The sequence below is a fragment of the Rothia nasimurium genome (genome assembly GCF_928382285.1).
GTDB classification, from domain to species: domain Bacteria; phylum Actinomycetota; class Actinomycetes; order Actinomycetales; family Micrococcaceae; genus Rothia; species Rothia nasimurium_E.
Genome location: NZ_CAKMSS010000003.1, coordinates 135,598 through 156,458 on the forward strand (window position 1 = coordinate 135,598; position 20,861 = coordinate 156,458).

General features: G+C 59.6%; 16 protein-coding genes and 1 tRNA gene. 7 read left to right on the forward strand and 10 right to left on the reverse strand.

Annotated features, from left to right (window positions below):
• Nucleotides 1-32 precede the first annotated feature (32 nt).
• Nucleotides 33-1,031, forward strand: a complete 999-nt coding sequence (locus tag L6758_RS05115; RefSeq protein ID WP_237204736.1) for a DNA-3-methyladenine glycosylase family protein — start codon at nt 33-35, stop codon at nt 1,029-1,031.
• A 62-nt stretch (nt 1,032-1,093) separates the two neighbouring features.
• On the opposite strand, the gene trxA is transcribed toward L6758_RS05115, so the two are convergent.
• The 3 genes from trxA to L6758_RS05130 form a co-directional block, all read right to left on the reverse strand.
• Nucleotides 1,094-1,474, reverse strand: a complete 381-nt coding sequence (gene trxA, locus L6758_RS05120) for a thioredoxin (RefSeq protein WP_237194834.1) — start codon at nt 1,472-1,474, stop codon at nt 1,094-1,096.
• 121 nt (nt 1,475-1,595) lie between these two features.
• Nucleotides 1,596-1,677: transfer RNA gene (locus L6758_RS05125), tRNA-Tyr, on the reverse strand.
• 154 nt (nt 1,678-1,831) lie between these two features.
• On the reverse strand, nt 1,832-2,242 hold the full coding sequence (locus L6758_RS05130; protein WP_237199107.1) for a hypothetical protein: 411 nt from the start codon (nt 2,240-2,242) through the stop codon (nt 1,832-1,834).
• A 179-nt stretch (nt 2,243-2,421) separates the two neighbouring features.
• Here L6758_RS05130 and L6758_RS05135 point away from each other — a divergent pair, with 179 nt between their 5' ends.
• A complete protein-coding gene (locus tag L6758_RS05135) occupies nt 2,422-2,913 on the forward strand; it encodes a YajQ family cyclic di-GMP-binding protein (protein WP_237184942.1) in 492 nt (163 codons plus the stop codon).
• 125 nt (nt 2,914-3,038) lie between these two features.
• Here L6758_RS05135 and htpX read toward each other — a convergent pair whose 3' ends face one another.
• Together htpX and L6758_RS10995 are read right to left on the reverse strand one after the other, a co-directional pair.
• Nucleotides 3,039-3,932 (reverse strand): zinc metalloprotease HtpX, encoded by an 894-nt coding sequence (gene htpX / locus L6758_RS05140; protein ID WP_237199108.1) that lies wholly within the window; start codon nt 3,930-3,932, stop codon nt 3,039-3,041.
• A gap of 128 nt (nt 3,933-4,060) precedes the next feature.
• Nucleotides 4,061-7,528, reverse strand: a complete 3,468-nt coding sequence (locus L6758_RS10995; RefSeq protein WP_272878565.1) for a sigma-70 family RNA polymerase sigma factor — start codon at nt 7,526-7,528, stop codon at nt 4,061-4,063.
• Nucleotides 7,529-8,500: 972 nt separating this feature from the next.
• Between L6758_RS10995 and L6758_RS05155 the strand changes: the two genes are divergently transcribed.
• Together L6758_RS05155 and L6758_RS05160 are read left to right on the forward strand one after the other, a co-directional pair.
• Complete coding sequence (locus L6758_RS05155) at nt 8,501-9,040, forward strand: Fur family transcriptional regulator (RefSeq protein WP_237204735.1); 540 nt, start codon at nt 8,501-8,503, stop codon at nt 9,038-9,040.
• An 86-nt stretch (nt 9,041-9,126) separates the two neighbouring features.
• Nucleotides 9,127-10,629 carry a catalase gene (locus tag L6758_RS05160; protein WP_237199110.1) on the forward strand — a complete coding sequence of 501 codons (1,503 nt, stop codon included), beginning with the start codon at nt 9,127-9,129 and terminating at the stop codon, nt 10,627-10,629.
• Between the two features lie 135 nt (nt 10,630-10,764).
• On the opposite strand, the gene L6758_RS05165 is transcribed toward L6758_RS05160, so the two are convergent.
• Nucleotides 10,765-13,221, reverse strand: coding sequence for an MMPL family transporter (locus tag L6758_RS05165; RefSeq protein ID WP_237204734.1), 2,457 nt, complete (start codon nt 13,219-13,221; stop codon nt 10,765-10,767).
• Between the two features lie 31 nt (nt 13,222-13,252).
• Entirely contained in the window at nt 13,253-14,560 is a 1,308-nt protein-coding gene (locus L6758_RS05170; RefSeq protein WP_237194848.1) for an SseB family protein, read from the reverse strand.
• A 242-nt stretch (nt 14,561-14,802) separates the two neighbouring features.
• Between L6758_RS05170 and L6758_RS05175 the strand changes: the two genes are divergently transcribed.
• Both L6758_RS05175 and rarD read left to right on the forward strand, forming a co-directional pair.
• A complete protein-coding gene (locus L6758_RS05175) occupies nt 14,803-16,197 on the forward strand; it encodes a DUF6882 domain-containing protein (RefSeq protein WP_237204733.1) in 1,395 nt (464 codons plus the stop codon).
• Between the two features lie 152 nt (nt 16,198-16,349).
• The gene (gene rarD, locus L6758_RS05180; protein WP_237204732.1) at nt 16,350-17,318 is read left to right on the forward strand and encodes an EamA family transporter RarD; all 969 of its coding nucleotides are present in this window, start codon (nt 16,350-16,352) and stop codon (nt 17,316-17,318) included.
• 138 nt (nt 17,319-17,456) lie between these two features.
• Here rarD and L6758_RS05185 read toward each other — a convergent pair whose 3' ends face one another.
• The 3 genes from L6758_RS05185 to L6758_RS05195 form a co-directional block, all read right to left on the reverse strand.
• The gene (locus L6758_RS05185) at nt 17,457-18,218 is read right to left on the reverse strand and encodes an amino acid ABC transporter ATP-binding protein (RefSeq protein ID WP_237194855.1); all 762 of its coding nucleotides are present in this window, start codon (nt 18,216-18,218) and stop codon (nt 17,457-17,459) included.
• A gap of 30 nt (nt 18,219-18,248) precedes the next feature.
• Nucleotides 18,249-19,043, reverse strand: coding sequence for an amino acid ABC transporter permease (locus L6758_RS05190; RefSeq protein WP_237204731.1), 795 nt, complete (start codon nt 19,041-19,043; stop codon nt 18,249-18,251).
• 140 nt (nt 19,044-19,183) lie between these two features.
• The gene (locus L6758_RS05195; protein ID WP_237204730.1) at nt 19,184-19,954 is read right to left on the reverse strand and encodes an ABC transporter substrate-binding protein; all 771 of its coding nucleotides are present in this window, start codon (nt 19,952-19,954) and stop codon (nt 19,184-19,186) included.
• A gap of 99 nt (nt 19,955-20,053) precedes the next feature.
• On the opposite strand from L6758_RS05195, the gene L6758_RS05200 reads away from it, so the two are divergent.
• Entirely contained in the window at nt 20,054-20,812 is a 759-nt protein-coding gene (locus tag L6758_RS05200) for a demethylmenaquinone methyltransferase (protein WP_423817185.1), read from the forward strand.
• The last annotated feature ends 49 nt before the right edge of the window (nt 20,813-20,861 follow it).

Below are 20,861 nucleotides of genomic sequence, written 5' to 3' on the forward strand. Positions count from 1 at the left end.
TCGGGTAGAGCGGGTGTGAGACGATGGTGAGCATGTTACGCGCGCATTTTGTTCTGGAACCAACCCATCGGGTACACCTGGGCCAGACCTTTGCGCCCCTACAGCGCGGAGCCTTCGACCCCCTCTTTCGTCAGGTAACCGGGCCTGCTGGCCCTGTTTTTTGGGCGACTGCCCGCGAAGCTGGGGTGGGTCTGGTTGTTCGTTTTGCCAGGACGCACCCCGCCGACCTGCATGCCCCGATTGAGGTAACGATTTGGGCAGGTGACAGCTCCCCTAGCGGTACATCATCTGCGTCCGCCTTGGAAGCTTTTGCGGCTCGCGTGCCGGGCTGGGTGGGTGAGCAGGACCGGTGGGCCGGCTTCTACGCCTCAGAGGCCTGGGGGCAGCTGCCAGCTAGGCTGGTGCAGGCCCGGGCCGAGGCGCCGGGGCTGCGGCTACCCTCTATTGGCCTGCTCTCGCAAAACCTGCTACTGGCCATCACCGAACAGCGGGTCACCGGCATCGAGGCTATGGGAGGTATGCGGGCCCTGCTCCGCCAGTACGGTGAACCAGCTCCTGCAACCGGGCTCCCCGACCAGCCGCCGGGGCTTGTTATCTTCCCGCAGGCGTCCGCCTTTGCCCAGATTCCTGACTGGGCCTACCACCGCGCCGGCTTTGACCGCTCCCGCTCATCTACCATGGTGCACTATGCGAACCGAGCTGAGTCCTTCGAACGGTTTGCCTCCCAGCACAGCGTGAGCGAACTCGCCCGGGCACTGAACTCGGTTCCCGGTATTGGCCCCTGGACCATCGCAGAAACCCTGCAACGCTACTGCGGCCACCCCGACGCCGTCAGCGTGGGCGACTATCATCTCGCCCACCACGTCACCTACGCCTTCGATGGTACCCGCGGCGATGACGCCCGCATGGTAGAGCTACTTGCTCCCTATGCCGGGCACCGCCAGCGGGTCGTGGCCCTCATTAAGGCCGCCGGGATCAGCGAACCGCGCCGCGGCCCCCGGTATGCCCCGCAGGATATGCGCTCCTTCTAAGACAAAGTCGCCCTCCCCCAATTAGGGGGGAGGGCGACTTAATATAAAGAAAGTTAGTGGCCTTAGGCCTGCTCAGCCTGGGCTGCTTCAGCCTCGGCAACCTGCTTGTGTACCTCGGCCATATCCAGACCCTTGACCGCTTCGATAATCTGGTCGAACTGCTGGGCATTCAGGGCGCCGGGCTGAGAGAAGACGAGAACGCCCTCGCGGAAGCCCATGATGGTGGGGATAGAGGTGATACCTGCTGCGGCGGCCAACTGCTGCTGGTCTTCGGTGTCGACCTTGCCGAAGGTGATATCGGCGTGCTTTTCAGAAGCAGCTTCGAAGATGGGGCCGAACTGCTTGCAGGGGCCGCACCAATCGGCCCAGAAGTCGAGGAAGAGAATGTCTGAGTTTTCGACGTTCTGGGTCAGGTTTTCCTGGGTAATTTCAATGGTTGCCATGACAAACACGCTACCGGTTTTATCGGGGCTTGTCTAAAGACTGTGGCCGGTTTCTCTGATAATGAAGCTAGCTCACCAGGGAATAAAAAATCCCGCCTCGTGTGAGGCGGGATTTTCGCTGTGGCAGATGAGGGATTTGAACCCCCGTAGGCAATGCCAGCTGATTTACAGTCAGCCCCCTTTGGCCGCTCGGGTAATCTGCCGTATTCAATTTCTTGAATGTGTTCGTTTGAGCGAACAGTAGAATACTTTACACACTTTTAGGCAGCTTGCCAAACCGAAAGTAGCTTTTGTTGCAAAGACCACTTAAGCGGGCCGACCGGCGCGCTGTGAGAGCGGACGCCGGTCGGGGTAAGGCTAGTTGGATGCAGAGCTTGCCGCCAGGGCTTCTTGCTCTAGCAGGAGCGATATTTCAAGGTTTTCTAGGTAGGCATAAGCCTGGTCGGGGGTGCACATGCCGCCACGAATTTCGCGGGAGAGGTTTTCTTTCACGCCCTCGAATCTAGCGACCAAATCAGCATCGTGCAGGGTTTGACCTAGCCCACGGGTAAAATCTGGGGCCTGTTCGACTTCAGGCGAGCCGCTGCCCGCCGGGGCAGTCGCATCGGCGGCAGTAAAGCCGTCTGCCACTAAATCTGCAAGGAGAGCCTCGTAGGCTCGCTGCATGGTCTCGTCAGTTACAGCTAGTACCTGGTGCGCTGCCGGAGTGGTTCCTGAGCCGGGCTGTATGCCGGCTGCAGCGTGGGCAGCTGTCTTCTTTTCAGCCATGACTTCATCCTCCCAAACCAAGATGAACTTTAGCTGAGAATGGTGTCACAGTTTCATAACGATTGAGATAATCTGCATAGCCCCCGCAAAACAGGGTACCTTTGTAGAGAAGCCCCTCCCCGCACCGTTATGTCAGGGGCATAAGTCACACCGTCTACAAGCAGAAGAGGTAAATACCCGTGGCAAGCGATTCATCATTCGATGTTGTTTCAAAGGTCGATAAGCAGGAAGTTTCTAACGCCCTTAACCAGGCCCAGAAGGAAGTAGCCCAGCGCTATGACTTCCGCGGTGTCGGCGCTGAGATTGATTTCTCCGGCGAAAAGATCCTGATTAAGGCCAACTCCGAAGAGCGTGCTCTGGCCGTGCTCGATGTCTTCCAGTCCAAGCTGGTCAAGCGCGGTATCTCGCTCAAGTCCCTGGATTCTGGCGACCCCTACGCTTCTGGCAAGGAATACCGCATTGAGTCCTCTATCAAGGAGGGTATTGCCCAGGACCAGGCCAAGAAAATCTCTAAGCTCATTCGCGAGGAGGGCCCCAAGTCGGTCAAGGCCACCATTCAGGGCGATGAGCTGCGCGTAACCTCTAAGTCCCGCGATGACCTGCAGGATGTCATTGCTCTACTCAAGGGCGCCGACCTTGAGGTTGACCTGCAGTTCGTCAACTACCGCTAGGCACCTGCCCCATAGGGGCGTCCGCACCTAGATATAAGGCTCCCCACCTGCCCGGGCAGGTGGGGAGCTCTTCTTTAACCTGTTCAGATTTGTACGGTCAACTTTCAGTCAGCGTGACCTGAAGTCTAGAGCTGCCCGTTCTGACGAGCCATATTTTCGAGTCGGGCGATACGGTCAGCCATGGGCGGGTGGGTAGCCATCAGGTTCTTAATCGAACCACTGCCTCGGAAGGGGTTAGCAATCATCATGGAGGCTGCACCTGCGGTTTGGCGGTTTTCGGGGTTCATGGGGTAGCGTGACACCCCGTTTTCCAGCTTGTGCAGGGCGGACGCCAGCGCCAGCGGGTCGCCGGTGAGGCGGGCGCCGTCCTCGTCGGCATCGTATTCACGGGTGCGACTAATAGCCATTTGCATAACGGCTGAGGCCAGAGGCGCTAGGAAGGCGATGAGTAGGGTGAAGATGAGGCCACCACCGCGGTTCTCTTCGCGGTTACCGCCAAACATGGCACCGAAGGAAGCGAACTGGGCGATAGTACCGATGACAGATGCGATAGCGGCGGCAATTGAACCGGTCAGAATATCACGGTTGTAAACGTGCATGAGCTCATGGCCAATCACACCGCGCATCTCGCGCTCATCGAGTAGCTGCAGAATACCCTCGGTGCAGCAGACCGCGGCGTTCTGAGGGTTACGTCCAGTAGCGAAGGCGTTGGGGGTCATGGTCGGGGCAACGTAGAGCTTGGGCATGGGCTGATTTGCCTTAGCAGAGAGCTCTTCAACGATGGCATAGAGGCCAGGAATCTGCTCGCGGGTAACCGGGTAGGCGTTCATGGAGCGGATAGCGAGCTTGTCGGAGTTCCAGTAGGTGTAGGCTACGGTACCTACCCCGATAAGACCAAAAATCAGGATAAAGATGGAGCTTCGGGTGAAGTAGGCAAACCCTGCTCCGATGAGGAGGAGAAAACCAACCATTGACCCCATCAAGAGGGCTGTTTTGAGGCCGTTGTTATGGCTGTGCATAAAAGAGTCCTTTCGTTGGGGCTTGATTACCAGAGTAGATGTTCTAGCTGGGATATCCCCGGTGTTCCGCTAGAGGCTTGAGAAAAGCGCCTGCTGTATCTCGTACGAGAAGCAGCAGGCGCTTTTATCTAGTAGCACGTGATGTCTTGAATCTTGCTGAGGCCGAGGTAGCCTTCGAGCAGGTAGGCAGCATACGGAGATTCGATAAGGACGGGCGGCAAGTAGGTGGCGAAACCGGAGGGCCAGTTGGTGCCTTCAGTGTCAGTGACGATAAAGGTGATCATGCACATCCGGTTATCTCCGATGGGCTGACCAATAGCGTCCCACGGTATCGATGCTATGAGCTGGTAGTAGTCAGCGCTTCCCAGCCAGGAATCATAGTCTGGAATTGTCGGCTCGACCGGAACGGTCGGATCAACAGGCTCAACCGGGTCAGTAGGCTCAACCGGAACGGTCGGGTCAGCCGGTTCAACAGGCTCGACAGGATCAGTAGGCTCTACCGGAACAGTCGGATCGGTAGGTTCAACTGGCTCTACCGGAACAGTCGGATCGGTAGGTTCAACTGGCTCTACCGGAGTGGTCGGGTCAGTTGGGTCGACGGGAACCGTGGGGTCGACAGGCTCAACCGGGTCAGTAGGTTCAACGGGAACCGTGGGGTCAACAGGATCTACCGGAACAATCGGGTCGGTAGGTTCAACTGGCTCGACCGGAGTGGTCGGGTCAGTTGGGTCAACAGGTTCTACCGGATCAGTAGGTTCTACCGGAACGGTCGGCTCAGCCGGAACAGTCGGGTCGGTAGGTTCAACTGGCTCGACCGGAGTGGTCGGGTCAGTCGGGTCGACGGGAACCGTGGGGTCGACAGGCTCAACCGGAACAGTCGGGTCGGTCGGATTGACCGGGTCAGTCGGGTCGACGGGAAGCGTGGGGTCAACGGGGTCAACCGGAACAATCGGGTCAGCCGGTTCAACAGGCTCGACAGGATCAGTAGGCTCAACCGGAACAGTCGGATCGGTAGGTTCAACTGGCTCTACCGGAGTGGTCGGGTCAGTTGGGTCAACAGGAACCGTTGGGTCAACAGGCTCAACCGGGTCAATAGGCTCTACCGGAACAATCGGGTCGGTAGGTTCAACTGGCTCGACCGGAGTGGTCGGGTCAGTTGGGTCGACGGGAACCGTGGGGTCGACAGGCTCAACCGGAACAGTCGGGTCGACGGGCTCAGTAGGTTCAACCGGGTCAGTTGGGTCAACAGGAACCGTGGGGTCAACAGGAACCGTGGGGTCAACAGGAACCGTGGGGTCAACAGGCTCAACCGGATCAGTAGGTTCAACCGGAACAGTCGGGTTGGTAGGTTCAACTGGCTCGACAGGATCAGTAGGCTCGACAGGATCAGTAGGCTCAACCGGAACGGTCGGGTCGGTAGGTTCAACTGGCTCTACCGGAGTGGTCGGGTCAGTTGGGTCAACAGGTTCTACCGGATCAGTAGGTTCTACCGGAACGGTCGGTTCAACCGGGTCAACAGGATCTACCGGAACAGTAGGTTCAACGGGAACCGTGGGGTCAACAGGATCAACCGGGTCAGTCGTCTCAACGGGAAGCGTGGGGTCAATAGGCTCGGCCGGAACCGTTGGGTCAACTGGCTCAACCGGGTCAGTAGGTTCAACCGGAATAGTCGGGTCGGTCGGTTCAACTGGCTCGACCGGAGTGGTAGGATCAGTCGGCTCTACAGGGTTAACCGGAACGAACGGGCCAGCAGGCTCGGTCGGCTCAACAGGCTCAACCGGGTCAGTAGGTTCAACCGGAATAGTCGGTTCAACAGGCTCAACTGGGTCGACAGGGTCAACCGGTTCAGTCGGTTCAACAGGATCGGTCGGTTCAACAGGTTCAGCCTGATCTGTAGGTTCACTAGGAACCTCCGGTTCAACCGGAGCCACCGGCTCTACCGGACTTTCAGGTTCTACAGGAACAACCGGGGCGACCGGCTCAACCGGTGCCTCAGGCTCGGTAGGCACGGTCGGCTCAGTAGGAACCACAGGAGCTTCAGGCTCTGGTGTACTGGGCTCCGCAGGGGCCACCGGCCCTACAGGATCAGTCGGCGCAACCGGCTCACCGGGTATAGCCGAATCCACAGGGGCAGAAGGAGCTACTGGAGCACTAGGCTCTACAGGATTAGCAGGTGCTTCAGGGGCGCCAGGCAGCTCAGGATTAGCATTGGGGACTTGCACTGCAACCGGCTCAGCAACAGGCGCAGCGTTCCCCTGCGAAGGGACAGATGGGTTGCCTGCCGACACAGCAGGTTCGGTTTCACCACTACTAGCTGCCGGGGTAGCAGCGTTACTGCCTTGGTCAGCATCAGCCTGCTGGGAGGTAGCATTTTCTGAACCCGCTGCCTGGGCCAAAGAATTTGTGGAGCCCCCGCCGTTAGCGCTGTTATTCCCCTGCACTGCGGAAGGGCCGTTAGCAGCCACAGATGAGCGAAGGGTTTCAGCGGTCATACCGCTAGAAACATTCTGGGGCTCATTCACCAGGCTATCGGTGACTCCAGAATTTTCTTCATTTGCTTGAGCCTTCGGAGTCTGCAGCTGAGAGTCTGCGCTGATGACCGCCGACCCTGCCGAAGAATTATTGACCAGAGCCATGCCACCGGCAACCGCACCAATAGCGGTTACGACAGCGGCAGCACCCGCTAAAGCCTGGCTGCCGGGCGTCCAGCGTCCGCCCCCCAGCCCTGAGAAGAGACCGCTCTGGGATCCAGCACCGGCGGCTGCTCCACCGGCTACACCACCGGCGAGGAAGGGCAGCAGCACCTTGGAACCATCGGTAATAACGGGCACCAAGCCCGCCAGCACGGGGAAAACCCAAACGCGCATGGACTTGTTGATACCGGCCAGGGTCAGATATTCCGAGGTGCAATAGGAGCACACCGACAGATGCAGACGCAAGGCTTCGCTACGTTTTTTGGTCAGGGAGCCACGCACCATAGAGCTCAGGTGAGGTGAGTACTGGGCGCATTCGTCGGTCTTCGGCGCGTTCTGGTGGGCCCGCAAGAAACCTTCGCGAAGGCTCTCACGAGCACGGGTTGCCAGCGCCGAAACAGCGTTGGCAGAGAGGTTCATGGTCTGGGCAACTTCGCGAGGCTTCTTATCTTCAACCTCGGTCATCCAGAGCACGGTCTGCCAACGTTCCGGCAAACCGGTAAAAGCGCTGATGAGCTCATCGGACTCATGTAATTTCAAGACGGTTTCGTCCAGCGAACCCATTGACTCCAGGTGTTCCTCTTCACTAGGAACTTCCTTTTGAGCAATGAGCCCGTTTTCCGCTGCCAGGTGGGCGATAGTGGTGGCCAGGTACCCACCCATGAATGTTCGGGGGCCCTTACCGTTTTTGAGAGCCTGGAGCACACGCACAAAGGCTTCCGAGACGATGTCTTCTGAGAGGGTGTTGTTAGAGGTGTGCTTATAAGCAATGGCACGAGCCATTGACACGTAACGTTCATACAGAACGCCGAACGAATCTAGCTTGCCTTCGCGGACGTCCGAGAGCAACAGCTCGTCGGTGGGGCCGCCAGTAGCTGGTTGCGCGGTGTTGTGTGATTGCATGAAAATCCCTGGGTTTATGCGAGTTACCCCTAGTTAGAGTGGTGGGGCATTCTATTAGTCTATCGGGATTCTGCCGCGCGTGCAGTAGTTTGTGGAAAGAACAACAGCAGCCCGGCTCCTTACGGACTGCAGGAGCCGGGCTGATGTTGTCCCTAGCGGTAAAGCGGTGCGAGCCTCTCTACCCTCTGTTGAGTGACGGCGGCGCCCTTCCCTGGAGGCACCCCCGCTTGGCGGTGAGTGTGTAGCTTGTGCGCCACCACCCACGAACAGTGTTGGCACTTAGCGTTTCAGTGCCTGCGAAAGCATCTGAAAGTGTATTGGGTTGTGTATATTTGCCCGAGCACAGAACCCGCGAACGGCCCTGTGCGGTGGGGCTGCTTTGGCGTGTGGTGGGCAGAGCCGCTCGATAAGTTCCAGCAGCGGCGGCTCTGCACCTTAACACATCACAGTGTTGGCTCCCTGCCCGTTGGGCTGTTTTCCCCTAGTCCCAACGGAGGCGCCGTTGTGCTCGTCGAATCCCCACGATTGACGGGCACGTTTTATTCCCTTGTTCCCCGCTCTGCTTCCCATAGCAAATTGGGGTGGTGCGCTACCAGGCGATCATGAAACCGGTAGGCACACCCGACAGTTTTTCGCTGTCATAGATAAAGAGTGGCTGGGGCCCGTTTCATGACGCGAAAACAGGAAGTTTTTTTAAAAAACTTTTTCACCAACCCTTAAATACGCCGCTGACAAGCCTTTTCGCAACGCGAAGTTTTTAAAAACTTTTTAGATTCTGGAGGAATGAAGCGGCACTACAGCCCCAACGAGTGGCAAGGACGCGGGCAAACAGCGCCCGAAACAGGACGGGCTGGGTGCACCAACTGGGCACCCTCAACGAGGGGCAAGCCCAGCCAACCCTGAGGCAATCCCCAACCTCACCTTATTGTGAAAGACTCAGAATAAGGATATTATGGTGACATGATGTCAACAATGAGCACCCTCGGAGCCAACGGCTGCAGCCACATCCCCGGCAGCACCGAGCCCCCTGCCAGTGCTTACCAAGAAGCCTGGTCGGCCCAACTCCGAGCCAAGGGACGCCGCGTCACCAAGCAACGCCTCGCCGTACTTGCCGCTGTGCACGATAACCCCCACTCCACCGCAGACGCCGTTGTTACCGCCGTCCGCCAGGAACTACCGGGCATCACCGTACAGTCGGTGTACGTCGTCCTTGCCGACCTCACCGACATCAACATGCTCCGCAAGTTCGAACCACCGGGGTCAGCAGGGCTCTACGAGACCCGCACCGGCGACAACCACCACCACGCCTACTGCATCCGCTGCGGCAAGGTCGAAGACGTGGACTGCGCCATCGGGGCCGCCCCCTGCCTCACCCCCAGCGATTTTCACGGCATGGCACTTCTCAGCGCCGATGTGCTCTACCGAGGCATCTGCTCCGACTGCCAAAACGCCGACGAAAAAGAAGTGGCCCTCGCCCAGCAGGCAGCTGCCAACCAGGCACTGGCCAGCTAGGGCAGAGCGTCATCACCCTCTGCCTGCCTACTAGAACCGCCCCTAGAGACAAGCAGAAAGCAACCCCACACAGGAAAGTAGGAAAAATGAACAACCCGATTAAGCCCGGTTCATTTACCACCACCACCCAGGGTACCCCCGTTGCCTCAGACAACGACTCCCTGACCGTAGGTGCCGACGGCCCCATCGTCCTGCACGACGCCTACACCGTCGAAAAGCTCGCCCAGTTCAACCGCGAGCGCGTCCCCGAGCGCGTTGTCCACGCTAAGGGCACCGGCGCATTCGGTGTCTTTGAGACCACCGAAGATGTCTCCAAGTACACCCGCGCAGCTCTCTTCCAGCCCGGTGTATCCACCGAGATGCTGATTCGTTTCTCCACCGTTGCCGGTGAGCAGGGTTCACCCGACACCTGGCGCGACCCCCGCGGTTTTGCGGTGAAGTTCTACACCACCGAGGGCAACTACGACCTGGTCGGTAACAACACCCCCATCTTCTTCATCCGCGACGCCATCAAGTTCCCCGACTTCATTCACTCCCAGAAGCGTCTGCCCGGCAACGGCCTGCGCAACAACGACATGCAGTGGGACTTCTGGAGCCTGCGCACCGAGTCAGCCCACCAGGTAACCTGGCTCATGGGTGACCGCGGCATCCCCGCTACCCTGCGCCACATGGACGGCTTCGGTTCACACACCTACCAGTGGATCAACGCCGAAGGTGAGCGTTTCTGGGTCAAGTACCACTTCAAGACCGACCAGGGCAACGACTTCCTGACCGGTGCTGACGCTGAGCGTATCGCTGGCGAAAACGCTGACTACCACCGTCAGGACCTCTACGAGGCTATCGAGCGCGGCGAGTTCCCCTCATGGACTCTCTACGTTCAGGTCATGCCCTACGAGGACGCCAAGACCTACCGCTTCAACCCCTTCGACCTGACCAAGGTCTGGCCCCACGCTGACTACCCCCTGATCAAGGTGGGTAAGATGACCCTGAACAAGAACCCCGAGAACTTCTTCGCTCAGATTGAGCAGGCTACCTTCTCACCCTCCAACTTCGTTCCGGGTATCGCAGCCTCCCCCGACAAGATGCTGCTGGGCCGTATCTTCTCCTACCCCGATGCACACCGCTACCGTGTGGGCACCAACTTCGCTGACCTACCCGTCAACTACGCGAAGAACGCTGAAGTGAACAACTACAGCCAGGACGGCGCTATGCGCTACACCTTCAACAGCCCCGACACCCCCGTCTACGCCCCCAACACCTTCGGTGGCCCCCACGCTGACGCTGCCCGCGCCGGTGAGGGTTCTTGGGAAGCTGACGGCGCTCTGGTTCGCGCTGCTGCTACCCTGCACGCTGAGGACGACGACTTCGGCCAGGCTCGCACCCTCTACGCCGATGTCATGGATGATGCTGCTAAGGCTCGTCTGGTAGAGAACATCGCCGGCCACGTTGGTGCTGTTGTCTCTGACGAGATTCGTGAGCGTGCCTTCAAGTACTGGGATTCTGTACACGAAGAGCTCGGTGCCCGCGTCCGTGAAGCCTACAAGCACAACAACGAGAAGAACGACGAGCCTACTCCCCAGACCACCTAAGGTCTGCGGCCGAGCCTAGCTTGTCGTGAAGAAGCCGCCCCCGGCGTCCTGATTTTCAAGGACGCCGGGGGCGGCTTTTCATGTCCGGCACACGGTGCAGCCGGTCTACTGCCCTCAGGGTGAGGGTGTGTGGTGTTAGACGGCGATGTGCTTGGGGGTATCTTCTTCGTCGCGTTCTTTCTTTTCAAAGGGCCACCACCAGGCAGCTTCACCCAGCATATACATGGTGGCGGGGATGAAGGTGGTGCGGATAAGGAAGGCATCCATGGCGACGCCCAGGGCTAGGGCAAAGCCGATGGGGCGCACTGCGGTGAGGTGGGAGAAGATGAAGCCGGCGAAAACAGCAACCATGATGACGCCGCAGGCGGTCACAACGGCGCTACCTTGCTTGTAGCCCAGTACAACAGCATCGCCTGCCGAGTGGCCCTTGCGGTGGGCGTCGCGCATGCCCGAGACGATGAAGATTTGGTAGTCGACCGAGAGGCCAAACAGGATGCCGATGAGCAGGATGGGCAGGAAGGCCAGGATAGGCCCGGGCTGGGTAACACCGAAGATGTCAGCTAGCCAGCCCCACTGGTAAACAGCGACGACGGCTCCGAACGATGCCAGGGTAGACAGCAGGAAGCCGATAGTGGCCATGACCGGCACGATGATGGAGCGGAATACAAAGGCCATCAGGACCAGGCAAAGGGCAATCACGACCCCGAGGTAGAGCGGGATAGAACTTGAGATACGTTCTGAAATCTCGATGTTGGCTACGGTGGAGCCGGTCAGGCCGATGGTGGTTGCGGTGGCTTTTTCGGTGGCCTCCAGTTTGTCGTTCATGGAATGAACGGTGGCGAGGGTGCTGTCTGCCGAGGGCCCTTCACTAGGGAAGAAGGCCAAAATGGCGGTGGCGTTGTCGTCACTGGTAGCGACGATAGCGACGCTTTCGATTTTATTGTTTTTGAGGCGGTCTGCCACGTCGAGGGCTACGTCGCGCAGGCGGGCTTCGTCGCCGGGGACGGTGAGGGTAACACCCGCGATGATAGGCCCGTTGACGCCTTCACCAAACTTTTCGGAGATGGTCTGGTATGCCTGGTAGGAGGTTGAGTCGGTGGCCTGGTAGGAGCCGTCGGGCAGGCCCAGTCGGAGGGAGGTGGTGGGGATAATCGCCAGTACCAGCACAGCTACCGAAACGAGGGTCATAGCAATGGGGTGGCGGGTCACGAAGCCTCCCCAGCCCTTGTAGGCGGCTTCGATTTCGGCGAAGGCTTCACGGCGGTTACGGGGTACCTGGATTTCCTGGGTGCGGGCCAGGTTGAGCTGCTTCAGTTCCTCTCGTTGAGCGCGGGTGAGGACGCGGGTGCCCAGCAGGCTCAGGACGGCCGGTACCAGGGTGAGCGAGGAAGCCACGACGAGGGCTACGGCAAAGGCACCGGCGAAGCCCATGATGGCGAGGAAGGGTAGGCCTGTCAGGCAAAGGGCAGACAGCGCGATGATGTTAGTCATTCCGGCAAAGAGCACGGAGTGACCTGCTGTTGAGTTAGCGGTGCCTACTGCGTCCAGCACGTCTTCTCCGTCGCGTAGTTCTTCGCGGAAGCGGTAGAGAATCAGCAGGGCGTAGTCGATACCGACGCCAAGACCCAGCATGAGGGCGAGGACGGGGTCGGTGGCAGTCATACCGATGAAGGCAGTACTGGTGTAGACCAGGGCAACGGCGGTCCCGGCCCCGATGAGGGCGAGCACCAGGGGTAGACCGGCAGCTACGACCGTCCCCAGAGTAATCAGCAGGACGATAAAGGCTACAACCAGGCCAATAATTTCTGAGATACCGAAGACGTCGCTGACGTCCTGGTCGAGTTCGTAGCTGTAGTTGACGGTCAGGCCTGTGTCTTTGAGCATGTCAAAGGTGCTAAAGACTTCTTCCCGCACCGAGGTAGACAGGGAGTTGGTGTCCTGGTTAAAGGCGATATTGACGATTGCAGCGGTACCGTCTTCGCTCACCATGTTCGCGTCCGCCGCCGCATCAAGTTCGCGCTGGGCAGCATCGACCTTATCCTGGTTCGATCGCAGGGTGGTGCGGGCTTGCGCCAGGGCGGTTTCTTGAGCCGCCAGGTCGGGGGCGAGGGCCGCAATTTCCTCTGAGCTCAGCCCCTGAGGTAGGGCTGCTTTAGCGGCATCTAGCTGGGCCTGCCCCTCATCAATCTGCGCCTTGGCTTGGGCTAGCTGGGCTTTAGCGTCCTCAAGTTGCACGGACGCCTGGGTCACCGCATCTGCTGCCACGAAGGGGTCAAGGGAACCAGCAACCTCGGGCAGCTGGTCGATCGTAGTAACAGCCTGGGCGATTGCCTGCTTCTGGGTGTCATCGAAACCGTTGTCGGCTTCAAGAACCACGTAGCCGCTAGAGATACCGTTGTCGGGAATCTTGGCTTGAAGGTCTTCCCGCACAGCTTCAAAAGAAGCCCCCGGCATGGTGTAGTTAGCCGTTGCACCGCGTGCTAGGGTCAGTGCCCCAACGGCTGCAAGAATCAGAAGTACCAGCCATATCACGATGGTGGCTCGGGCATGACGAGCCGCGGTGAGGCCGAGCGTGCGCAGGGCGCCTGTCATGGGGGAACTCCTGAAGTAAGGGGGTGGGGGTTTACTGAGATTCTACTACTGAAATGAGCTGGCGCACCTGTTCCATGGGGAGAGTGGCGTGGGGTGCCAGGGCATTGATGCGTACAGCGCTACTTTCACCGGCGGCAAAGAGTTTGAGGGCCTCGAGTGCCGGGGCGCTACGTACCACCAGGGTCGGGTCAAGAGCAGCAACTTCGGCAGCTGTTGTAAAGACTAAGGCGACGTTTTCTTCGCTGTCATCGTCTTTCTTAAGCATGACAGGGTGGCCTACCGGATCATCTGCACGTACACCCAGCAGGAGCACAGATGCAGGGGCTGTGAGAGCCATCAGCAGGTCGTGCATATTTTCTTCAACGAGAGCTCGCTGGGCCGGCATGTTATGCGGGGACCCAATCACCCACTGGATCTGGGCTTTTTCAATAAAGCACTCGTGCTCGCTACCGGGGTCCAGCACCAGCACGTCTATTGTTTCGTCGTGGGCTACCTGCAGGAAAACCTTCATGGCGTGTTCTACCACCAGGCGGGGGTGAGGGGCGTTCAGCACCTGAGCTGAGTAGGTTTTAGCAGGTTCAGTTGCTGAGTAGGCGGTCAGTGCCCTCATTCCGTTAGCGAGGCGCAGCACCTGGTAGTTGAGCTGAGGGGTACCCTCAGGAGTCACCGTGCTCTGGGAGATATCCATGATGAGATTGCCACCCTGGGCGGTGCGGACGACGTTCGCTAAGGACTGCTCGCTCCTGGCGGTTGCGAAGCCCGCCAGGGCCTCAGTCAGATAGCGGTTGACGGGGCCTACAGGCAGGGCACCTTCCCCACCGGTTTCAGCGAAACCTGCGCCCCGGCGTCCTGCCAGACGCACGGCAGCCCAGTCAGGCACGTGCTCGGGGTCGCGGGGGAAAAGTTCAAAGTGGGCGCGAATGTCGCGGGCACTCAGGCGGCCCTCGCCGTTCCAGTCCACCGGCTCGTGGGCACGGTCGTAGGACGCCCCAATCTGGTACTGGGGCTCAGGCCAGTTGCTGGCGGTAATCACTACAGATGCGGTGAACCAGGTGCCCTCCCCCTCGACAAAAGAGGCGTGCTGCAGCTGCTCGATAGCGGGAAGCACCGGGCTGTTAGATTTCACCGGCCCCACAGTGCCCACATAGTCCTGCTCATCGCGTGATTCAGTAATGCGCACAAATACAGTTTCAGATAGGGGCTTGATATCGAGTACCAGCTCATTCCAGCCGGGTTCAACCTTGACCGTACCCAGCATCCAGCTACCAATAGCGTTCAAGGCATCTTGCACCATAGCGGGGCGTTCAATCTCGGTGTAACGGGGCGAAGAAGGCGACATACTGTTCCTGAAGGTTTGGGCGAAGCAAAGCCCTATCGGCGCTACCGGAGGTAAAGCCAAGGGGCGCGAGTTATCTACCCCATTAAACCAAGAAACTACCCGCCTCGGGGCAGAGCACACCCGCCTTCTTCCTGAGTGATTCTCCCCTAGTTTCAAGGAGGGTGCTGAATATGTCAGAAATTCAAGCTCTTACCACGGCAAAAAGGTGCGGGAGCCCCATAAGAGTTGCTAGCCTTGACCGTATGACTACTACACTGCAGGATCTGATTGACGATTCAATCTTTATCTCCACCGAGTACCAGGCCCGTCTTGCTGAAATCAGCGGCGGCGCAGAATGGACGGTGGATTTCTCTGCACCGTCATTCACCCTCCAGTCTGATGCTTCCGTAAGCCTCACCCCCTACCTGCTGGGCACTGAATCCGAGAACCGCGGTTCCTGGATTTGGTCGTGGCAGGAGCTCGGTCACTTCCCCGACCGCGTCGTTTCGGCAGCAATCCAGGCGCGTGAAGGCGGAGCGAAGCACAGCATCTCTGAGCTCACCACCGATGAGCTCCCCCTCGACTCGGGTCTGGCCCGCAAACTGACCCTGGCCTCCAAGGCGCTGACCGGCGTCTACGCCCACTACCCCGTGACTGCCGGGGCAGGCGTCCGTGCCTGGATTCTGCTCGATGGCAGCCAGCTTGAACTTGAGGCTCCCACCGTCAACCGTATGGGCCAGGTGATGGCGCAGGCCCTGCAGACCGGCACCGCCGTGAACCACCTGCGCGCCGTAGATTCCTACGCCAAGCTGCGCGGTGCCCACATTGCCTGGGACACCGAGGCAACCGCCGTCATCACCGCTTCGGACGGCGCCCTGCGCCTCTGGTTCGACAACGGCAAGATCTCGGGTATCGAGGCTGCTGAGCCCCAGGCTGGGGCCGACGAGCTGGCTCGCCTGGCTCAGAGCGCCCGCGACCTGCGCGAACAGCTTGCTGCTGAGCGTCAGGGCATCGAAGCAGTAGCAGCCCAGGAGGCCGCTGCCCAGGTCGCAGCCCGCGAAGAGGCTAACCGCCTGGCGGCTGAAGAAGCTGCCCGTGAGGACGAGGCTCGCGCCGAAGCCGCTCGCGCAGCCGAGGCTGAAGCTCTGGCCGCTGAACAGGCCGCCTTCGAAGCTCGCGAGGCTGAAATTGCTGCCGCTGAAGAGCGCGCTGCAGCTGAAGCAGCTGAGGCCGAGCGTCTCGAGAAGGAACGCGCCGAAGAGGCTGCCCGTGAGGAAGAGGTCGAAGGTACCATCACCACCGACCGGGTTTACCCCAACGCCGAGCAGCCCTACGACCGCGAACCTGCTGAGGACGCCCGCCCCGGCCGTGTCACCACCAGCGCTATCGCCGATGAAGATATCGTGCGCGATGAGCCTGTTCAGGTAGAGGAGCCCCAGACCGGTTCCGTTGCTGCGGAGCAGGTTATCGAAGAAGCTGAGCAGACTGAGCAGGCCCCCGCCGGCTACGAGCAGGTTGATGAACCTGCCCGCCCTGCCTCAGACATCCGTCTGGCTGGCCAGGCACCCGATCTTGAGGCTGAACGCGCAGAAGCTGCCACCAAGCCCAAGCCCAAGGAAGAAAAGAAGGGCTTCTTCAGCCGCTTCTTCGGCCTCTAAGCTTCATCCCGAGCACCTGTCAGTGGCTACCCGGTATGCACCGGGTAGCCACTTTCTCGTAGCGCCGCTGACTCACATTCCCCGTGAGCGATAGAAGTCCCTACCTAACGCAGAACCCACACACCACCGAGAGAAGCACGAGGAACACAACGGTGAGCACAGCCAAAAATGAGCAGGTAGTGGGCGGTCTCTACGCCTTTTTCTGCTACCTGATCTGGGGGCTCTTCCCCCTCTACTTCATGCTGACAGCCCCAGCCACTCCCCTAGAGATCGTGGCGGGCCGCGTGCTGTTTTCGCTGGTCTTCTGTTTAGCCCTGCTCCCGCTCACCCGGCAGGTCAAAAATCTGCTGACGGTGCTGGGCAATCTGCGCCAGGTAGGCCTTCTGCTAGTTGCTAGCCTACTCATTTTCGGCAACTGGCTGCTCTACGTCATTGCCACCACCAGTAACAACGTTATGGAAGCCTCCCTGGGCTACTACATCAACCCCATTGTCTCGGTCGCTCTGGGTGTAGTTTTCCTGGGTGAGCGCCTGCGCCCCCTTCAGTGGGCCGGTATCGGTGTTGCTGCTCTCGCGGTGCTGGTGATGGTGGTCTTTTACGGCTCAGTCCCTTGGCTGGGCCTGGGGTTGGCTTTCACTTTCGGCTTCTACGGGCTGGTCAAGAAACGGATTGGGGCGGTGCCGGCCCTGGTATCTCTGACCATGGAGACCCTGCTCCTGACCCCTCTGGCAGCTGTACTGATGTGGTACTTTGCGCACAGCGGTCAGCTTACCCTGCTGACAGAAGGCCCAGCCCATTTCTGGATTCTGGTAGCCAGCGGCGTCCTCACGGCGGTGCCCCTGCTTCTCTTTGCGGGAGCCGCTACCCGCGTCCCGCTCTCTGTGCTGGGCATGGTGCAGTATGTTGGCCCTACCCTGCAATTCCTCGTTGCCCTGTTCGTGACCCAGGAACACCTCTCAGCAGGCCGCTGGGCAGGCTTCGTGCTGGTGTGGGTCGCTGCGGCCTTCTTCATCACCGACTCCCTGCTCACCCAGCGCAGGGCACGTGCCCAGCAGCCGTCCGCCGAGGTCCCTTCTCCCGATACCAACACAGGTATGCTGCCCCAGATCAAGAACGACTAGGCAAGATCAAAGCCGGCTGAGACAGCCCCACAGAAAAACAAGCACATAAAAGCAGCCCAGGCCCGCAATCAAGGGGTCTGGGCTGCTTTTATGCTCTGGCGGTGCTGAACCTACCGGGCTGATTCTACGGGGCTAAATCTACTGGGCGGTGGGGTTGAGCACGCGGGAGAGGAAGAGCTGGGTGCGCTCGTGCTGGGGGTTGCCGATGACGGCGTCGGAGGGGCCTTCTTCAACCACCACGCCGCCGTCCATGAAGACCACGCGGTCAGCCACATCGCGGGCGAAAGCCATCTCGTGGGTTACCACAATCATGGTCATACCCTCGGCGGCAAGCTGGCGCATGATGGAGAGCACGTCACCCACGGTCTCGGGGTCAAGAGCACTGGTGGGCTCGTCAAAGAGCATGAGGGCGGGGTTCATGGAGAGTGCGCGGGCGATAGCGACGCGCTGCTGCTGGCCGCCGGAAAGCTGATCGGGGTGGCGGGCTGCCTTATCAGCTAAGCCTACCTTTTCGAGGTTGGCCAGGGCGATTTCTTTGGCTTCGGCTTTAGATCGCTTGAGCACCTTGACCTGAGCGACGGTGCAGTTTTCGAGCACGGTCAGGTGGGGAAAGAGGTTGAACTGCTGAAAAACCATACCCACAGAACGGCGCATGGCGTCGATATCGACATCGGGGTCGGTCACCGAATGACCGGCCACCTCGATACTGCCGGAGTTAGGGGTTTCGAGCAGGTTGACGCAGCGGAGCAGGGTGGACTTACCCGAGCCGGAGGGGCCGATCAGGCAGACGACCTCGCCGGGGGCTACCGACATGTCGATGCCCTGGAGCACTTCGACGTCGCCGTAGGACTTATGCAGGTTGGTGATGGTGACGGACGCGGGTGCGGTCTGAAGAGTCATAGCTGGTTCTTCCTGGGGTAGGTGGGAGCTTTACTTGCGGGAGCGAGCCTTGGCGCGCTTTTCGAAGTGGCGGGCAAGGAAGCCCAGCGGGACGGTGATAATCAGGTAACAAGCACCGGCAAGAACCAGCGGGGTGAGGCCCGCGCCGGAACCCGAGATGCCTTCACGGCCGAACTTGGTCAGTTCGTACTGGGCCACCGACATACCGAGCAGGTAGACCAGGGAGGAGTCCTTGGTGAGCAGGATAATCTCGTTGGTGAGCGGGGGCAGGACGATACGGAAGGCCTGGGGGATGATGACGGTGACCATGGCGCGGGTGTGGCTCATGCCCAGGGAGCGGGCTGCCTCGTACTGGCCCTTGGGTACAGCTTCCAGGCCGGCGCGCAGTACCTCACCGATGTAGGCCGCTGAGACCATGCCCAGGGCTAGCATGACGGTGACGTAGTTGTTCAGGCGCAGGCCAAAGGCCAGAGGAATACCGTAGCCAAAGGCGATGAAAACCAGCAGCGCGGGCAGACCGCGGAAGAGCTCGATGTAGAGCGAGGCTAGCCAGCGGTAGGGGGCAACTGATGAGATCTTCATCAGGGCCAGCAGGATACCGCCAGCCAGACCCACGACAAAGCCCAGAGCCGTATAAATCAGGGTGTTCTTAAGGGCAACCGTGATGATGCTGGGAAATTGCTGGGCGATAATCTCGGGATTAAAGGCCTTATCACGCAGGGTTCCCCAGTCAGCGACAAGGACAACGGCGAGTGCGATGATGGCCAGCAGGGCGTACTGAGCGTAGCGGGCGTAGGTTTGTTTCTGCCGGGTCGACAGGGCCATGGGTGGTTTTCCTTTGCTTGTGCCGGTTGCCCGGGCATAGGTCTTCGAGAACTAGATGAACGGGGAAGGGGTAGGCTGCGCCTGCGCTAGCCTACCCCCGTTGGTGAGCTTGGGTTTATGCTACTACCCGTTATCCGTGATTACTGGGATACGCCCAGGTATTTTTCACGCAGGTCTGCCAGGCGGCCGTCCTCTTCCATCTTCTGGAGGGTGGCGTTGGCTGAATCCAGCAGGGCGGTGTTCTCGGTGGCTACGGCACCGGCAATCTGCTCGCCGGTCTCAATTTCCTGCACGACGGAGAGGGAGGAGTCTGAGGTCAGCATTTCAGAAAGGACGGTGATGTTACCGACGATGGCATCGACCTGGCCGGTCTGAACTGCCTGCAGCAGCAGGCCGTTGTCTTCGTACTGAACGGTATTAGCACCGGCATCCTGGGCGTACTTTTCACCGCTGGTAGCCTGCTGCACACCGATGTTGCGGCCAGTAAGATCTGCATCGCTCTTAATGTCTGATCCGGCAGGGACAAGGATCGCCAGGTTGTCATCGACGTAAGAGTCGGTGAAGTTCATGACGGTCTTGCGCTCATCGGTGACGGTGATGCCAGACAGGGCAATGTCACACTGATTAGAGGAAAGCGCTACACCCGACTGGATACCTTCAAAGCTGGTGGTGAACATTTCGGCTTCGACACCCAGGTCTGAGGCGATAGCTGCTGCGATGTCGGCGTCCAGGCCAACAATCTTGCCGTTTTCTTCGTATTCGAAAGGAGCGTAGGGAGGGTTGGTGCAGACAGTCAGCTTGCCCTCTGAAACCAGGGAAACCCCTGACTCGGTGGTAGCGCCGGTTCCGGAAGAACCGCAAGCGGTGAGCATCAGAGCGGCGGCTGCAAGTGCGAAGGGGGCCTTCTTCATGGTGTACCTCGTATCTAAAACTGTGTAGGTGCGATGTGCTTTGAGCTTTATTCTGCCCCGCTATGCGTAAAAATGCAAACCTATGCATGAATATTCATTATGAATTTTTTACACACCCCCAAGGTGAGCTTTAGACACAAACATGACAAAATAGGCAGGGTGAACCGAGCAGACCTTAACAAAAAGACCACCGACATCTCCTCCATGTTCGATCAGGTAGCCGAGCGCTACGACCTGATGAACGGCATCATGTCGCTGGGCCAACACATCTACTGGCGCAAGCAGACCGTTGCTGCGGTCGACGCCCACCCCGGCCAGAAGGTCCTTGACGTCGCCGCCGGAACCGGCACCTCGTCCGAGCCCTTCGCCGATGCCGGTGTTAAGGTCATCGCCGCCGACCTCTCCGAGGGCATGCTGGCCGTAGGCCGCCGCCGTCGCCCCGACATCGAGTTCGTGCAGGCGGACGTCACCGCCCTTCCCTTTGCCGACGAAGAGTTTGACGCCGTCACCATGAGCTACGGCCTGCGCAACGTCGCCGACTACCCCCAGGCCCTGCGCGAGCTCTACCGCGTGACCAAGCCCGGCGGACGCATCGTCATCAACGAGTTCTCCACCCCCACCTTCGCCCCCTTCCGCGCCATCTACCGCAACTACATCATGAAGCTGATTCCACCGATTGCGCGCAAGGTCTCTTCTAACCCCGAAAGCTACGAATACCTGGCCGAGTCCATTCTTGCCTGGCCCGCCCAGGACGAGCTGGCCCGCCACTTCACCGAAGCAGGCTGGCAGAACGTTCAGTACAAGAACCTGACCGGCGGCATCGTAGCCCTGCACCGCGCTTATAAGCCCGAGCAGTAAACCCGGTAGACTTACACCAGCAGCTTGCCGCGGCTCTGGGCCGCAGCCA

Coding starts and splice junctions, on each gene's coding strand:
- L6758_RS05115 (WP_237204736.1), top strand. CDS start 33: ATGTTACGCGCGCATTTTGTTCTGGAACCAACCCATCGGGTACACCTG.
- trxA (WP_237194834.1), bottom strand. CDS start 1,474: ATGGCAACCATTGAAATTACCCAGGAAAACCTGACCCAGAACGTCGAA.
- L6758_RS05130 (WP_237199107.1), bottom strand. CDS start 2,242: ATGGCTGAAAAGAAGACAGCTGCCCACGCTGCAGCCGGCATACAGCCC.
- htpX (WP_237199108.1), bottom strand. CDS start 3,932: ATGCACAGCCATAACAACGGCCTCAAAACAGCCCTCTTGATGGGGTCA.
- L6758_RS10995 (WP_272878565.1), bottom strand. CDS start 7,528: ATGCAATCACACAACACCGCGCAACCAGCTACTGGCGGCCCCACCGAC.
- L6758_RS05155 (WP_237204735.1), top strand. CDS start 8,501: ATGAGCACCCTCGGAGCCAACGGCTGCAGCCACATCCCCGGCAGCACC.
- L6758_RS05160 (WP_237199110.1), top strand. CDS start 9,127: ATGAACAACCCGATTAAGCCCGGTTCATTTACCACCACCACCCAGGGT.
- L6758_RS05165 (WP_237204734.1), bottom strand. CDS start 13,221: ATGACAGGCGCCCTGCGCACGCTCGGCCTCACCGCGGCTCGTCATGCC.
- L6758_RS05170 (WP_237194848.1), bottom strand. CDS start 14,560: ATGTCGCCTTCTTCGCCCCGTTACACCGAGATTGAACGCCCCGCTATG.
- L6758_RS05175 (WP_237204733.1), top strand. CDS start 14,803: ATGACTACTACACTGCAGGATCTGATTGACGATTCAATCTTTATCTCC.
- L6758_RS05185 (WP_237194855.1), bottom strand. CDS start 18,218: ATGACTCTTCAGACCGCACCCGCGTCCGTCACCATCACCAACCTGCAT.
- L6758_RS05190 (WP_237204731.1), bottom strand. CDS start 19,043: ATGGCCCTGTCGACCCGGCAGAAACAAACCTACGCCCGCTACGCTCAG.
- L6758_RS05195 (WP_237204730.1), bottom strand. CDS start 19,954: ATGAAGAAGGCCCCCTTCGCACTTGCAGCCGCCGCTCTGATGCTCACC.
- L6758_RS05200 (WP_423817185.1), top strand. CDS start 20,054: ATGAATTTTTTACACACCCCCAAGGTGAGCTTTAGACACAAACATGAC.